The organism is bacterium (assembly GCA_036524115.1).
Taxonomy (GTDB): Bacteria; JAUVQV01; JAUVQV01; order JAUVQV01; family DATDCY01; genus DATDCY01.
Genome location: DATDCY010000208.1, coordinates 1 through 15016, shown reverse-complemented (window position 1 = coordinate 15016; position 15016 = coordinate 1). Strand labels below are relative to the sequence as shown.

Annotated in this window: 16 protein-coding genes; 9 read left to right on the top strand and 7 right to left on the bottom strand. The window is 71.6% G+C overall.

Annotation, left to right across the window (positions count from 1 at the left end; all coding sequences use genetic code 11):
- Positions 1–245: 245 nt before the first annotated feature.
- On the bottom strand, positions 246–413 hold the full coding sequence (locus tag VI078_10180; GenBank protein HEY5999651.1) for a hypothetical protein: 168 nt from the start codon (positions 411–413) through the stop codon (positions 246–248).
- Positions 414–479: 66 nt separating this feature from the next.
- On the opposite strand from VI078_10180, the gene VI078_10175 reads away from it, so the two are divergent.
- The gene (locus VI078_10175) at positions 480–2087 is read left to right on the top strand and encodes an AAA family ATPase (GenBank protein ID HEY5999650.1); all 1608 of its coding nucleotides are present in this window, start codon (positions 480–482) and stop codon (positions 2085–2087) included.
- 55 nt (positions 2088–2142) lie between these two features.
- On the opposite strand, the gene VI078_10170 is transcribed toward VI078_10175, so the two are convergent.
- Together VI078_10170 and VI078_10165 are read right to left on the bottom strand one after the other, a co-directional pair.
- Positions 2143–3405 (bottom strand): hemolysin family protein, encoded by a 1263-nt coding sequence (locus VI078_10170; protein ID HEY5999649.1) that lies wholly within the window; start codon positions 3403–3405, stop codon positions 2143–2145.
- A 95-nt stretch (positions 3406–3500) separates the two neighbouring features.
- Positions 3501–4676, bottom strand: coding sequence for a hypothetical protein (locus VI078_10165; GenBank protein ID HEY5999648.1), 1176 nt, complete (start codon positions 4674–4676; stop codon positions 3501–3503).
- A 264-nt stretch (positions 4677–4940) separates the two neighbouring features.
- Between VI078_10165 and VI078_10160 the strand changes: the two genes are divergently transcribed.
- The 8 genes from VI078_10160 to VI078_10125 all read left to right on the top strand — a co-directional run bounded on the left by VI078_10160 (position 4941) and on the right by VI078_10125 (position 11071).
- Positions 4941–5708 carry a phosphate ABC transporter substrate-binding protein gene (locus tag VI078_10160; protein ID HEY5999647.1) on the top strand — a complete coding sequence of 256 codons (768 nt, stop codon included), beginning with the start codon at positions 4941–4943 and terminating at the stop codon, positions 5706–5708.
- Positions 5705–6565: a phosphate ABC transporter permease subunit PstC gene (pstC, locus tag VI078_10155; GenBank protein ID HEY5999646.1), complete on the top strand. Its 861-nt coding sequence runs from the start codon at positions 5705–5707 to the stop codon at positions 6563–6565. Before VI078_10160 ends, pstC begins: the two co-directional genes overlap by 4 nt.
- Positions 6562–7404 carry a phosphate ABC transporter permease PstA gene (gene pstA / locus VI078_10150; protein HEY5999645.1) on the top strand — a complete coding sequence of 281 codons (843 nt, stop codon included), beginning with the start codon at positions 6562–6564 and terminating at the stop codon, positions 7402–7404. Before pstC ends, pstA begins: the two co-directional genes overlap by 4 nt.
- Positions 7405–7469: 65 nt before the next feature.
- On the top strand, positions 7470–8216 hold the full coding sequence (locus tag VI078_10145; protein HEY5999644.1) for a phosphate ABC transporter ATP-binding protein: 747 nt from the start codon (positions 7470–7472) through the stop codon (positions 8214–8216).
- A gap of 3 nt (positions 8217–8219) precedes the next feature.
- On the top strand, positions 8220–8981 hold the full coding sequence (gene pstB, locus VI078_10140; protein HEY5999643.1) for a phosphate ABC transporter ATP-binding protein PstB: 762 nt from the start codon (positions 8220–8222) through the stop codon (positions 8979–8981).
- 32 nt (positions 8982–9013) lie between these two features.
- Positions 9014–9730, top strand: a complete 717-nt coding sequence (phoU, locus tag VI078_10135; protein HEY5999642.1) for a phosphate signaling complex protein PhoU — start codon at positions 9014–9016, stop codon at positions 9728–9730.
- A gap of 292 nt (positions 9731–10022) precedes the next feature.
- Positions 10023–10487: a hypothetical protein gene (locus VI078_10130; GenBank protein HEY5999641.1), complete on the top strand. Its 465-nt coding sequence runs from the start codon at positions 10023–10025 to the stop codon at positions 10485–10487.
- Between the two features lie 11 nt (positions 10488–10498).
- Positions 10499–11071: a redoxin domain-containing protein gene (locus VI078_10125; protein HEY5999640.1), complete on the top strand. Its 573-nt coding sequence runs from the start codon at positions 10499–10501 to the stop codon at positions 11069–11071.
- 10 nt (positions 11072–11081) lie between these two features.
- Here VI078_10125 and VI078_10120 read toward each other — a convergent pair whose 3' ends face one another.
- The 4 genes from VI078_10120 to VI078_10105 all read right to left on the bottom strand — a co-directional run.
- A complete protein-coding gene (locus tag VI078_10120) occupies positions 11082–12449 on the bottom strand; it encodes a cobyrinate a,c-diamide synthase (protein HEY5999639.1) in 1368 nt (455 codons plus the stop codon).
- A gap of 32 nt (positions 12450–12481) precedes the next feature.
- Positions 12482–13267 (bottom strand): uroporphyrinogen-III C-methyltransferase, encoded by a 786-nt coding sequence (cobA, locus tag VI078_10115; GenBank protein ID HEY5999638.1) that lies wholly within the window; start codon positions 13265–13267, stop codon positions 12482–12484.
- A gap of 3 nt (positions 13268–13270) precedes the next feature.
- Positions 13271–13909: a bifunctional precorrin-2 dehydrogenase/sirohydrochlorin ferrochelatase gene (locus tag VI078_10110; protein ID HEY5999637.1), complete on the bottom strand. Its 639-nt coding sequence runs from the start codon at positions 13907–13909 to the stop codon at positions 13271–13273.
- Positions 13910–13924: 15 nt separating this feature from the next.
- The coding region (locus VI078_10105; protein HEY5999636.1) for a hypothetical protein at positions 13925–15016 on the bottom strand (1092 nt) is incomplete at its 5' end.

Sequence of the window (15016 nt, the reverse complement as noted above, 5' to 3'; positions counted from 1 at the left end):
GCACTTCCCGTGCCATGATCCTCCACCCCCCGGGCCGCTGCGATGCGCCGGCGGCGGAGCGGGACGCTGCTGGGCGGGCCATCGTCAGTCAACTCATTGATAAACCAGGAGCATCATGCACACCGGACTCGACGGCAGACGCCAGCCTCGACGCGAATCTCCTTTGTCGAGAACACGGTCGGACGGGCCCGGCGCACATCGCGGGCACGGGGAATGTGTGCAAACTTTGCAGAAGTGGTGTGCAACTATTGCCGCCCAGCCTCGGTGCGGCCCTTCTTCTCGATCTCCGTCTTCTTCTCGATGGCCTCCCCCTGGATGCGGGCCTCGCAGGTGATGCAGATGGACTGGGTCGCCGGCTTGCCACAAACGATGCAGAGGATCTCCTTCGGCTGGGACTTCTTGACGAGCGTCATGGCTGCGCCCTCCCTCGAGGGGTGTGTTGTATAATCTATCACAAACAGGCTCGCCAGGGAGAATCCGTGGCTCACAGGCCGGCACGTCCCGCGGCGCCGCTCCCGCCCCTTGTGCGGGCGATGCTGCGGCCGTCGTTCTACCCGCATCGCCCCGCCCGGGTGCAACTCGTCCAGACGCACGCGTCGTGGGTCTTCATCGCGGGCGAGCGCGTCTACAAGCTCAAGAAACCGGTGGACTTCGGCTTCCTCGACTTCTCGACGCCTGCGCGGCGGGCCCGCGCCTGCCGGCGGGAGGTCGAGCTCAACCGGCGGCTGGCGCCCGGCGTCTACCTCGACGTTGTTCCCATCTACGCAGAGGGGACAGATTCGAAATCTGCCCCCGGACGAGGGGGATTTTCCCTCTCCCCCCCCGGCCGCGTGATCGAGCATGCCGTGGTGATGCGGAGGCTCCCGCCGGACCGTCTTCTCTCGACGCTGCTGGCGCATCGTGCGGCCACCGCCGCCGTGATCCGGCGCGTCGCGCGGCGGATCGCCGCCTTCCACGCGACGGCCGCTCCGGCAGCGCCCCGCCTGAGGCGCGTGGCGGTCCTGGAGGAGAACCTGCAGGAGAACTTCCGGCAGACCGTCCCCTTCCTCGGCCGCACCGTGAGCGGCGGGGACTACCTGCTCGTCTGGGACTACAACCACGACTTCCTCGAGCGCCGGCGCGCGCTGCTGGAGCGGCGCGCGCGGAGCGGGCGCATCCGCGACGGGCACGGCGACCTGCACGCGGAGCACGTCTGGATCGGTCGGGGCGCGGTGCTCGCCTACGACTGCATCGAGTTCTCCGACCGCATTCGCCAGGGGGACGTGGCGTCGGACATCGCCTTCCTCTACATGGACCTGCTCCACCACCGCAGGTCCGACCTGGCGGCCGCGCTGATGAAGGAGTACCTGCGGCGCACCGGCGACTGGGAGGTGCGCCTGCTCGTGCCGTTCTACGCGTGCTATCGCGCGGTGGTCCGCGAGAAGGTCGAGAGCCTTCGGCTCGCCGACCCGGGCATCACGGCCGCGCGCAAGCGGGCGGCCGCGCGCCGGGCCGCAGGGTACTTTCGCCTGGCCCGCGAGCTGGCGCGCCGCGACGCGCGACCGCGCCTGATCCTGGTCGGCGGCCTTCCGGGCAGCGGCAAGAGCACGGTCGCCGGGAGCCTCGCGGGGCGCATCGGCGCGGACGTCCTTGCGTCCGACGTGCTGCGCAAGGAGTTGTCAGGCGCCGAGCCGGGGGCCCGGCTCGCTGCGCCGATCGGCGCGGGCATCTACCGGCCCGCCCTGACGGCGCTGACCTATCGCGAACTGCTCCTGCGAGCCGAACGCCAGCTGCGCGCCGGCCGCAGCGTCGTGCTCGACGCCAGCTTCGCCCGCGCGGTGGAGCGCCGGCGCGCCGCCAGGCTGGCGCGCGCGGTCGGCGGCATCCTCGTGCCGGTGGAGTGCCGCTGCCCGGATGCCGTCGCTCGCCGGCGGCTGAGCTCGCGCTCGCGCCCCGGGTACGCCGGGCCGTCGGACGCGGGCTGGGAAGTCCGCCGCGCCATGCGCCTCGTCTTTCAGCCGTTCGGCCCCGACGCCGTCCGCGTGGACACGACCCGCCCGCTCGAGGAGTGCCTCGCGAGGATCGCCGAGCGCGCCTATCCGTTGTAGCCCCGGCCCCACCGATGGGGGAATCGGACATGAGCCCGGAGGTCGGGACCTCCGGCTACCTTCCCTCCTTGCGCTCCAATTTCATCGCGAGCCTGTAGATGCGGCGGTGATCGGCGTCGAGGACGTGGAAGACCACGCCCGGCAGCTCGATCTCCTCGCCCGCGTAGGGCACGCGGCCGAGCTGGCTGACGAGCAACCCGCTCAGGGTCTGGTACTCCTCGTCCGGCAGCGCCAGCCCGGTCTTCGCGTTGAGGTCGTCGAGCGCGATCTGGCCGCTGACGGTGACCGTGCCGTCACGCCGCGTCGCCAGCAGGGTCACGTCGCGGTCCTCCTCGACCACCTCGCCGACGATCTCGCCGAGGACGTCCTCGAGCGTCACGATCCCCGCGGTGCCGCCGTACTCGTCGACGACGATCGCCATCCGCTCGCCGCGGGCCTTGAACTCCCGCAGCAGCGCGCTGATGCGCATCGACTCGGGGATGAGCAGCGGCGGCCGCACGAAGGGCTCGACGCTGCCGGCCTCGCCCCGGCGCCAGGCGACGAGGAAGTCACGCGCCTGCAGCACCCCGTCGATGTGGTCCTTGGTGCCGCGGTACACCGGGATGCGCGAGTGACCGCTCCCGAGGACGAGGTCCACCGCCTCCTCGAGCGGCAGGGTCAGGTCCAGGCTCTGGATGTCGACGCGCGAGACCATCACCTGCTGCGCCGTGAGGGTGCCGTACTCGACCGCGCCGTGGATGATCTCCTGCTCGTCCTGCCCGATGATCCCCGCCTCGCGCCCGAGCACCGCCATGGTCTTGATGTCCTCGGAGGTCGTCGCCCCGCCCCCGCCGCGGGGCGCCCCGAAGACCCAGAGCAGCAGCTGCGGCGCGGCCGCGAGGACCTTGATGAGCGGGGTGGCGAGCCGGGCGAGCAGGTCCAGCGGGCGCGCCACCGCGAGCGCCACCGGTTCGGCGTAGGCGGCAGCAAGCACCTTCGGCGTGACCTCGGCGACCAGCAGCAGGATGACGGTGACGGCCACGGTCGCGGCCAGCACCGGATGCCCGGGCGTGAACTCGATCGCCAGCGCGGTGCCCGCCGCCGAGGCGGCCGTGTTCGCGAGGTTGTTGCCGATCAGCAGCGTGCTCAGGAGCCGGTCCGGGTTCCCGGTGAGCCGTTCGATGAGCGCGCCGGTGCGCGGATGCCGTTCCTTGAGACGGCGCAGACGCACCTTGCCGAGGGAGAGCAGCGACGTCTCGGCGGCGTTGAAGAAGGCCGACAGCGCGAGGCAGACGGCCAGCGCCGCCACGTAGACCCCGGTGGTTGCAGGCATTTCCATGAGGGACTCGTCGCAGATGATCGCCGACGCCGCCGCGTGGTGTCAAGCCGACCGTTCGGCCGGGGGCGCCGGCTGCGCCCCCGGGGGCCGACGGCCTAGGGCGCCAGCATCCGCGAGGTCGAGACGTAGTTGCCGTCGACCACGATCGAGAAGGAGCAGGAGCTGAATGACGTGATCGTCTGGACCGGGTTGTACTGGTAGTAGCCCGTCGAGTTGCTCTGCCCGTAGGCGCTGAGATAGATCGGCGTGACGCCCGGACCGGCGAAGATCTGGCCGGAGAAATAGAGCGGGCGGTTGGGCAGCGTGCGCACGGTGAAGCGCTCCGCGCTCATGCCGGGCGAGAGCTTCGGGACCCGGAAGCCGAAGGCGAGCGGGGCTCCGACCGCGATGAGGTCCCCCTCGACGATGCGCACGGGCCGGCCCGCGGCGTCCTTGAACGAGAAGTAGCCGGTGACGCCGATGGCCATCAGCTCCGTCGTCGCGCCCTCACCCCGCGCGAGGGCGGCCGGCCCGGCGCCGCCGCCGCCCACGGTGACCGTCGCCACGCTCTTGAGCGCGCCGGCCGCGCTGAAGAGCCGCACGGTGTGGACGCTGTCCGGGACGCCGCTGAGAAAGCCGGCGCTCCCGTCCTTCTGGACGTTCAGCCCCGGGAAGCTGGCGTTCACCCCGATCTCGAAGCGCCCCTGGACCTGCGAGACGAAGAGCCGGTCGTTGCGAATCGCGTTCCCCAGCGAGGTCAGGTCGACGGCGAAGGCCCCGTCGGCGCCGGTGGTCACCGACGCCGTGAGAATGGCCGGAATGACGTAGCCGGTCGAGGTCAGGCGCGGGGAGCGCATGAAGCGGATGCGAGCAGTCGCCCGGCGCGGCGTGATCGTGCCGGCCACCCGGTCGGTTGCCGGGTCCAGGTCGGTGATGCGGACGACGGGGAAGGGGCCGCTGGCATAGGTCGCCCCGCCCTGTTCGACGCTCAGCGAATCACCGGGCAGGTTGACTGCGGGCGGGAGCAGCGACGCGATCCCGAACGACGACTGGCCCCAGGAGCACAGGAAGTTGCCGCCGGTGTCCGTCTGCACCAGGCACGCGCCCTTGACGGCGCCGCCCGCGTCCCTGAGCGTCGCCTCAATCTCCGTGAACGCCGGCCACCCCTCGCCGTAGACACTCCCCTGGCCGAGGGTCACCCGGACCACCGGGGCCGCCTGCGCGCCCGCGGCGCCGGCCGCGAGCAGCGCGGCGAGGATGCAGCAGAGGAACACTCCCGTCCGATGACTCATCTCCCAACCCTCCTCGCCGCCGGTGCGGCACGCGGTGCCCCGAGGGCGCGCGGCCCGATCCCACGCCGGTCGTGCGCGCCAGTCGGGAACGATTCTCGGAGCGCCCCCCGGCGCTGTCAAGACGCGTGCGGCGTCTTTTGACAACGTCGCGAAGGTGATGGTAGCATCCCGCCCCGCGTCATGGTCGTGACAGCGAGCGGTCGCCTCCGACGGGCAACGCGCGGGCCACTGTGGCCCGTCCTGCTTGTTTTGGCTGGTTTTTTGGTGCTCGCCGGAGCATGTCGCCCGGCGGCCGACGGCGCCACGTCAACCCTGACCGTGGCCGGGTCGACCTCGGTGCAGCCCTTTGCCGAGAAGCTCGCGGAGACCTTCATGGCGACGCACCCGGGCTGCGCAATCAACGTCCAGGGCGGCGGGTCCACCGCCGGCATCCGGGCGGCCGAGACCGGCGCCGCCGCCATCGGCATGTCCTCGCGCCACCTCAAGGAGTCCGAGGAGATGCTGCACCAGGTCACCATCGCGCTCGACGGCATCGCCATCATCGTCAACGCCGCCAACCCGGTCGCCGGCCTGACCCGCGAACAGGTAGCCGCGATCTTCACCGGCGAGGTCGGCCGCTGGAGCGCCGTCGGCGGGCCCGACCGCCCAATTCATTTCGTCACCCGCGAGGAGGGCTCGGGCACGCGCGGGGCGTTCGAGGAGATGGTCATGGGCAAGCGCCAGATCGCGCCGCGGGCGCTCGTGCAGGACTCCAACGGCGCGGTGCGCGAGATCGTCGCCAGCGACCCCGACGCCCTCGGCTACATCTCGCTCGGCCTGGTCGACCGGCGCGTGAAGGCCCTGGCCGTGGACGGCGTCCTGCCGTCGCGCGCCGAGATCCTCGCGAAGCGCTACGCCGTCGTCCGGCCGTTCCTCTTCCTCACGCGCGAGGAGCCCGCCGGCAACGCTCGGGCATTCATCGACTACGTTCTCGGACCGGAGGCGCAGCGACTGCTCGGCCTCGAGGGCCTGGTCCCGGTGGGGCAGCCGTGAGCGCCAACCGCGGCGGCCGCAAGGCCATCGAACTGACGCTGACGCTGATCGCGGTGTCCTCGATCGCGATCCTCTTCGTCATCACGTTCTTCATCTTCAAGGAGGGGCTGCCGTTCATCCTCGAGGTCGGGCCGGGCAAGATGCTCGGCTCGCTCGACTGGGCGCCGACCAAGGGCCGGTTCGGCCTGCTGCCGATGATCGTGGGCTCGCTGCTGGTCACCGGAGGGGCGCTGGCGCTCGGCGTGCCGCTGGGACTCTCCTGCGCCATCTTCCTCGTCGAGTTCTCGAAGCCGCGGGTGCGACGGGTGCTCAAGCCGGCGATCGAGCTGCTCGCCGGCATCCCGTCGGTCGTCTACGGCTTCCTCGGCGTCGTCTTCCTGGTGCCGCTGATCCGCACGCAGCTCGGCGGGCCGGGGCTCTCGCTGCTGGCCGGCGCGCTGATCCTCGGCGTCATGATCCTGCCGACGGTCATCAGCATCTCGATGGACGCGCTCGAGGCCGTGCCGCGCTCCTACCGCGAGGGATCGCTGGCGCTCGGCGCCACGACGGCCCAGACGGTCAACAAGGTGGTGCTGCCGGCGGCGCGCTCGGGGATCGTCACGGCCGTGGTCCTCGGCATGGGGCGCGCGATCGGCGAGACCATGGCCGTGATCATGGTCACCGGCAACGCGCTGGACCTGCCGCGCTCGCCGCTGGACCCGATCCGCACGCTGACCTCGAACATCGCGCTCGAGCTCGGGTACGCCGCGGGCAAGCACCAGCAGGCGCTCTTCGCGACCGGGGTCATTCTCTTCGTGATGATCATGATCCTCAACCTCATCGCCACGGCGACCTCCCGCAGGCGGGCGCGGCGGTGAAGCGGCTCATCCACCCCGACCTCGCGCAGCGGCTGATCAAGGCCCTGCTCGTGCTGCTGACCGCGCTGACGCTCTCGGTGCTGATCTTCATCATCGGCTACCTGCTGCTCAAGGGGCTCCCGGTCTTCTCGGCGCGCTTCTTCACGGGGCACGCGATCGACATGGGTCGCTCCGGGGGCATCTTCCCCTTCATCGTCAGCACGGTCTTCCTCTCCGCGGTCGCCCTGGTCGTCGCCACGCCCCTGGGGGTGGGCACCGCGATCTACCTCACGGAGTACACGCGCGAGAACCGGCTGACGCGGATCATCCGCTTCGCCGCCGAGTGCCTCGCCGGCGTGCCTTCGATCATCCTCGGGCTCTTCGGCTTCGTTTCCTTCGTGCTCTACCTGAAGCTGGGCTGGTCGGTGCTCTCCGGCGGGCTGACGCTGGCGATCATGGTGCTGCCGACGATCATCCGCACGAGCGAGGAGGCGATCCTCGCGGTGCCGCGGGCCCAGCGCGAGGTCAGCTTCTCGCTCGGCGGGACGCGCTGGCAGACCGTGACCCGGGTCGTGCTTCCCGGGGCGCTGCCCGGCATCGTGACCGGGGTGATGCTCAGCTTCGGCCGCTGCATCGGCGAGACCGCCGCGGTGATCTTCACCGCCGGCTCGAGCCTGATGACGCCGGCGACGATGCTCGACTCGGGGCGCACGCTCGCCGTGCACTTCTACATCCTCGCGCGCGAGGGGATTTCCGCGGAGATGGCCTACGGCACCGCCGCGGTGCTCATGATCGCGATCCTGGCGATCAACGTCTCGGCCTACTGGCTGATGCACCGCATCGTGCGGAGGTTCTCGTGACGCTCCCCGCCTGCCCCCTGCCCGCGGCCCCGCCCGGCGGCCCGGGCGCCGCCACCTGCGCGAAGATGCGCGTCGAGCGCCTCTCCTTCTTCTACCCGGGGGGCCAGGCCGCGCTGCGCGACGTGACCCTGGACGTGCCGGCCAACCGCATCCTCGGGCTCGTCGGTCCCGCCTCCAGCGGCAAGAGCACGCTCCTGCGGTGCCTGAACCGGATGGCCGACCTCATCGCCGGGGCGCGGCGGGAAGGCCGCATCCTCCTCGACGGCGCGGACATCCACGCGGGCGGGCTCGACGCGGTCGACATCCGCCGGCGCGTCGGCATGGTCTTCGACACGCCGGTGCCGCTGCCGCGCAGCATCTACGAGAACGTCGCCTACGGCCAGCGGCTCAAGGGCGAGCGCGACCGGGGGCGCCTCGACGCGATCGTGGAATCGGCGCTCAAGGCGGCGATCCTCTGGGACGAGGTCAAGGACCGGCTCGGCACCTCGGCGCTGCGCCTCTCCGGGGGGCAGCAGCAGCGGCTGTGCATCGCGCGCACGATCGCGCTCGACCCGGAGGTGATCCTGCTCGACGAGCCGTGCTCGGGCCTCGACCCGATCTCGACGCTCAAGGTCGAGGAGGCGCTCGCCGAGCTCAAGGCGCGCTACAGCATCGTGCTCGTCACGAACAACACGAAGCAGGCGGCGCGCGTCTCCGACGAGGTCGGCTTCTTCCTCATGGGCGAACTGGTCGAGTACGGCGAGGCGCGGCAGATCTTCACGGTGCCGCGCGACAAGCGCACCGACGACTATATCTCCGGGAGGTTCGGGTAGGCCATGGACGGCGGCGGCAAGCTCGACGTCCAGGGGCTCAACCTCTGGTACGGGGCCTTCCAGGCCCTGCACGACGTCTCCCTGACGATCGCGCCCAACCGGATCACGGCCTTCATCGGCCCCTCCGGGTGCGGCAAGACGACGCTGCTCAAGACGTTCGACCGCATGATCGACCTCGTCGAGAACGCGCGCGTCTCCGGCCGCGTGCTCCTCGACGGCGAGGACATCTACCGCCCCGAGCAGAGCCTGGTGCTGCTGCGCAAGCGCGTCGGCATGGTCTTCCAGCGTCCCAACCCCTTCCCGCTCTCGATCCACGACAACGTCACCTACGGACCCCGCGTGCACGGCGAGAGCCGGCGCGAGGTGCTCGAGGCGGCGGTCGAGAAGAGCCTGCGCGCCGTGAACCTCTGGGAGGCGCTCAAGGACCGCCTGCGCGAGAACGCCCTGGCGCTGCCGACCGAGCAGCAGCAGCGGCTGTGCATCGCGCGGCTCGTCGCGGTCGAGCCGGAGGTGCTGCTCATGGACGAGCCCTGCTCGGCGCTCGACCCGATCTCGACGATGCGCGTCGAGGAGCTGATGCTGGAGCTCAAGCAGCGGTACACCATCGTCATCGTGACGCACAACATGCAGCAGGCGGCGCGGATCTCGGACGAGTGCGGCTTCTTCTACCTCGGCCGCCTCGTCGAGTACAATCGCACGCCGGCGCTGTTCACGGCGCCGGCCGAGCGGCAGACCGAGGACTACATCACGGGCCGCTTCGGGTGAGCGGCGGGCCGGGAGGACGAAGGAGAGACACCATGGAGACGCCGTCGGGACAGCAGCCGGGCCACGCCGCGGACGCGGTGCACATCAGCCGCCGCTACGACCAGGAGCTCGAGCAGCTGCGCGAGCGCATCCTCGCGATGGGCGGGAACCTCGTGGGGATGATCAAGGAGACGATGCGCGCGCTCATCGAGCGCGACTCGGACGCCGCGCGGCGGATGATCGAGTACGACCACGAGATCAACCGCCAGGAGGTGATGATCGACGAGCTGTCGCTGAACATCATCGCGCTGCGCCAGCCGGCGGCGAGCGACCTGCGGTTCATCACGCTTGCGCTCAAGGTCTCGACTGACCTGGAGCGCATCGGCGATCTGTGCGTGAACATCGCCGAGCGCACGCTCGAGCTCAACGAGGAGCCGCAGCTCAAGCCCTACATCGACCTGCCGAAGATGGCCGAGGCCGCAGAGGGGATGATCGTCGACGCCCTCGAGGCCTTCCTGCGCGGCGACGCCGAGCTCGCGGCGGCGGTCACCCGCCGGGACGACTACATCGACCAGCTCAACTCGCAGATTTTCCGCGAGCTGCTGACCTTCATGATGGAGGAGCCCAAGACGATCACCCGGGCGACGCGACTGATCTTCGTCGGCAAGAACCTGGAGCGCATCGCGGACCACGCGACGAACATCGCGGAGATGGTGATCTTCATGGTCAAGGGCAAGGACATCCGCCACATGGGGGACGGCCGCGCATGAGCGGCCGCTGATACGGGGCCATCTGCGGCGTCGGTCTCCTCCCGTCTCCCTGCGGCGACCACGAGGTCGCCTCAGTCGCCGGATCATCGTCCTCCTAGCATCTGACCCCGTCTGAGCGGCCGCTACCGAACATTCACCCGTGCCTTCTTGGGGGGGGGTGACAGCGGCGTCAGCCGCGCCAGAGGGGGGCGGAGCCCCCCCATGGAAGCGCCGGCCAGGGTGCGTTGCCAGTCACGCCCGTTGCCCGGCGCTGACGGGGTTGCAGGGACGGCGCCGAAGCAGTATAGTGCGAGTGAATCCCATGTCCGACGACCGCAGGTACAAGCAGCGCGGCTACCAGGAGCACGATCAGCGACCCTCCCGGCCGCCGGCGCAGGGCCTCACCCCCGAGGGCCGGCGGATCCCCGTCATCACCGCCTACAAGGAGACCGTGCGCTGCGCGGAGTGCGGCCAGGACCTCTCCACCGCTTTCGACATCCAGCTCGAGAGCCGCTGCCCCAAGTGCGGCGCCGACCTGCACACCTGCCGCAACTGCCGCCATTTCGACACGGCGGCGCGGTTCGAGTGCTCCCAGCCGATCAAGGAGCGCGTGCGCAGCAAGGGGGCGGCCAACCGCTGCACGTTCTTCACGGCCCGGACGATCGTCGTCAAGGAGCTGGGCCAGGCGGCGGCGGCGCCCCTGATGGCCCCGGCCGCGCCCGCGACGCAGCCGGCCAACGAGGCCCGGGCGGCGCTCGAGAAGCTCTTCAAGAAATAGGGGACCTGTCCGTGCGCGGCCGGTCGTCCCTGTTCGCGGCCCGCCGCCGGGCGGCCGCGCTGGCCGCGGCGGTGCTCCTCGCGGCAGCCCCCGCCGCCGCCCAGCTCGAGACCGTCAGTCCCGTCGAAATCGGCGCCACCGCGCCCGACTTCACGCTCCCCGACACGACGGGGGCGCAGGTGCGGCTCGGCGACTTCGCCGGCCGGGCCATCCTCCTGACCTTCTGGTCCTGCTACACGGACACCTGCTTCACGACCGTGAACGTCTTCGAGGAGCTGCTGGCGAAGCTCGGGCCGCTCGGCCTCGTCGCGCCCACCGTCTGCGAGGAGATCCCCCCGGGGCTCGCGGCCGACAATTACGCCGGGCTGCTCAAGCGCTGCAGCACCGGCCAGAAGATCCTCGTCGATCCGGAGCGCCGGGTGCGTTCCGCCTACTATGTCCGCCAGTTGCCGACGAGCGTCGTGATCGGTCCGGACCTGAAGATCCTGGAGATCGTGCGCGGCGTGCCGGCGCTGCGCGACCCGGGGTTCCACGAGCGCCTCGAGAAGCTGGTGCGCTCGCTGCCTCCCGCAGCGTCGCGGTAACGGTCCGCCCTCAGGTCGAGAGGCCCTTCTCCCGCACCAGCGCCACGAACTCCGGCGCCCAGAAGGGTGCGCCGTCGGCGTGCAGGTGCGTGTAGCCGGCGACGCAGGCGCCCCTCACGATCCCGTCGAAGCCGCGCGCCGCGCCGGCGCCCCGCAGGGTCCGGTACGCGAAGACGGCTCCCGGATCCAGGCCGACGAGGTGCGAGTGGTGGAACTCGTGCCCGCGCAGCCGCCGGCCGGCCTGCCGCCAGCTCGAGCGGCCGGTCTCCTCCAACAGGACGTACCCGTGGCCTGCGGGCCGCTCGTCCATGGAGACCGCGCAGGGCAGGGCCCCGGCCATGGCGGCGCGGCGCGCGCCCCAGGCGATGCCGCGCGAGAGGTACATCAGCCCGCCGCACTCCGCCCACGCGGGGACCCCCGCCTCCACGGCGCGGCGGACGTCCTCGCGCATGCCGGCGTTGGCCTCGAGCCGCTCCATGAACACTTCCGGAAACCCGCCGCCGAGATACAGACCGCCGACGGGAGGCAGGCGCGGGTCGTCCAGGGGCGAGAAGGGGACCAGCTCGGCGCCGGCCGCGAGCAGTGCCTCGAGGTTCTCGGGGTAGTAGAAGCAGAAGGCGCGGTCCACCGCGACGCCGATGCGGACCCGCTTCACATGGTTGTCGTGCGACGGGGTCTCTGCGGGGGTACGTGCGTCCGTGGGTGCCGCAGCCGTCCGCGCCATGGACTCGATGCGATCGAGATCGACGTGCTGCGCGACGGCGCGCCCGATGCTCTCCACCAGCGGGTTGAGCTCCGGGGCCTCGGCCAGCGGCGTCAGGCCGAGGTGACGCTCGGCAATCGACAGCTCCGGAAGGTCCGGCAGCACGCCGAGGACCTCGACCCGGCAGTAGCGCTCCACCGCGTCGCGCAGCTTGCCCTCGTGGCGCGCGCCGCGCACGCGGTTGAGCACCACCCCACCGACGCGGACGGCCGGGTCGAAGGCCACCTGCCCCTGGACCAGCGCCGCCACGCCGCGGCCGAGCCGCTGCGCGTTCACCACGAGGACGACGGGCAGCCCGAGGAGCGTCGCCAGCGCCGCGCCGCTGTCCGCGCCGGCAGGGTCCGGGCCATCGTGGAGGCCATGGTTCGCCTCGACGAGGGCCAGGTCGGCGCCGGCCGCGCGGGCGGGGAAGGTCGCCGCGATGCGCTCGCGTCCCATCATGAAGAAGTCCAGGTTGCGGCAGGCGCGCCCGGCCGCGGCCGAGAGCCACATCGGGTCGATGAAGTCCGGCCCCTTCTTGAAGGGCTGCACCACGCGGCCGCGGGCGCGCAGCGCCGCCGCGAGGCCGATGGTGACGGTGCTCTTGCCCGAGCCCCGCGAGGGGGCGGCGACCATCAGGCCCGGGCGGCCGCCCTCGGTGCCCGCGCTCAGGGCTCCCCCCCGCCCGCGTCGCCCGGAGGCGGCTCCCCGTCGCGCGCCCGCTCGTACCAGTTGAGCTTCCAGCGCAGGCGCACAACTTCGCCGACGACCAGCACGGCCGGGGGGTGGATGCGGGCGCGCTCCACGGTGTCGACGATCGTGGCGAGAGTCCCGGTCACCGTGCGCTGCGTCGGGCGGGTCCCCCACATCACGACGGCCGCCGGCGTCTGGGCGTCCCGGCCGCTGGCCAGCAGCTTCTCGACGATGGCCCGGATGTGCGAGACGCCCATGAGGTAGACCAGGGTGTCGGCGTCGGGCACCTGGATCTCTTCCTCCCCGCCCTCGGCCTGGCGGTGGCCGGTGACGAAGGCGACCGAGGCGGCGCACGTGCGGTGCGTCACGGGGATGCCGGCGTACGCGGGGGCGGCGACGGCGGAGGTGACCCCCGGCACCACTTCGAAGGGGATGCCGTGCTCGGCCAGGAACTCCGCCTCTTCGCCGCCGCGGCCGAAGACGAAGGGGTCGCCCCCCTTGAGGCGCACGACGCACTTGCCGGCGCGGTGCGCCTCGACGAGCAGCCGGTTGATCTGCGCCTGGGGGGTGTGGTGGCGGTGGCCGCGCTTGCCGATGTAGACGCACTCGGCCTCCGGGTTGCGGTGCGCCATGAAGCCGTCGCCGCAGAGATAGTCGTAGAAGATGACGTCGGCCGCGCGCAGCAGCTCGACGGCACGCAGCGTCAGCAGCCCCGGGTCGCCGGGCCCCGCGCCGACGATGTAGACCTTGCCCTTGTGCATGTGCTACTTCCTCCCCGCTTCCTTCAGACACCGGCGCACGGTTTCCGTTGCCGCGACCCGCTCCCGCTTCCGGAGGGAGTCCAGCACGCCTTCATTCAGCATCCTCTTCCAGGCCTTCGCGCGGGCGCTCTGCCCCGGCACGGTCGCCTTCATCCGCTCGCGGTGCGCGCCGAGCAGGCGCACGAGCGCGGCGTGCTCCGCCCCGAGCAGCGCCTCGATCCGCTCCTTGACGAAGCGCGCGACGGCAGGGCTCTTCCCGCCCGTGGACACGGCCACCGTCAGGGCGCCGCGCCGCACGACGGCGGGCACGATGAACGTGCAGTTCGGCGGGTCGTCGACCGCGTTGACGGGGATCCCGCGGCGCCGGGCCGCGGCCGCCACCGAGGCGTTCACGGACCGGTCGTCCGTCGCCGCGATGACAAGCGCCTGCCCGCCGACGTCACTGGCGCGGAACCGCCGCGGCCGCAGCCGTACCCCGCGGCGCTCAAGCGCGCGGAACGCGGCGGCCGGCCGCTCACCGACGACCGTCACGGCCGCCCCGCAGGCGAGGAGCGAGCGCACTTTGCGCGCCGCGACCGTCCCCGCGCCGACGACGAGGCACTCGCGGCCGGCCAGGTCCATGAACAGCGGGTAGTACTTCATCGTCGGCGGCGCTTCTCAGCGGTACTGCGCGACCCAGAGATCGATCCCGGCAGCCGCCGCGCTCGTCGTCGTCGCCCCAGTGACATAGGTCGACCCATCCGCGGTGAGCGCGAGAGACTCCCCGATCGCAATTCCCGGGGCGTGAGACGGCGCGGCCTGCTGCCACAGCCGGACGCCTTCCGACGAGTAGCAGACGACGAATGCCGAGGCGTAATCGTCAGTCCCGCCGACGCCACAGACGTCGCCAGCGCCTGGACGAACGGCGACGCTGACGAGGTTGTCGTTCGCACCCGAGTCGATGATCCGCCTCCACCCGACCGCTCCGGTCTGCGCCGCGAGCTTCCAGAGCACGCCGTCGTAATCGGCGGCGCCGCGCCCCGCGGCAACGTACAGCGCGTCGCCCGGGCCCACGGCGACGTCGCTGGCCCCGTCGTAGCCGTCTGGCCCGACCGGGAGATACCGCGCCCAGACAAGGGCGCCGGTGCGGCTGAATTTCGCGACAAGGGAACGGCTGTGCGAGACATAGTCGAACCCCGGGGCGATCTCGTCGGATTCCCCGGCCACATACACGTTGCCCGAACCGTCGAGGTCGATCCCGAGGGCCGCGCTCTCGGTCCCGAACGGGGGACGGTACCTGACCGACCGGGCATGCTGCCCGGCGGCGGTGTACTTGGCGAGGCGCACGTCCCAGCCAGTGTCGGTGCGCTCGCTCCCCCCGACCCAGACGACGTTCCCAGCCGGGGCAACGACGACCGCGAGTCCCCGGGATGCGCCGTTTCCGCCGGCTGGGGGGAGATCGCGCTGCCAGAGCGGGCTGCCGTCCGGCTTCATCTTCGCAAGGACCGCGATCGGCACCCCCGACGTCGTCACGCGCGTGCCGGCTGCGTAGATCGCGCCGTCGGGCGCCAGGGCGACGCCGGCGGCGGCGAAGCGGAGCGCCTTGCCCCAGAGCGGCGTCCCGGCCCCGTCGAGCTTCCGGATGTTCCCGGTCAGCCACGCGTTGTCGTCGAAGGACGTCGCGCGAATTCCGACGACGACGAGGCTGCCGTCGGTCCCGACGGCGGCGCCGAGGCCCATCTCGACCGCCGAGCCGCGCCAGGTGCGCTC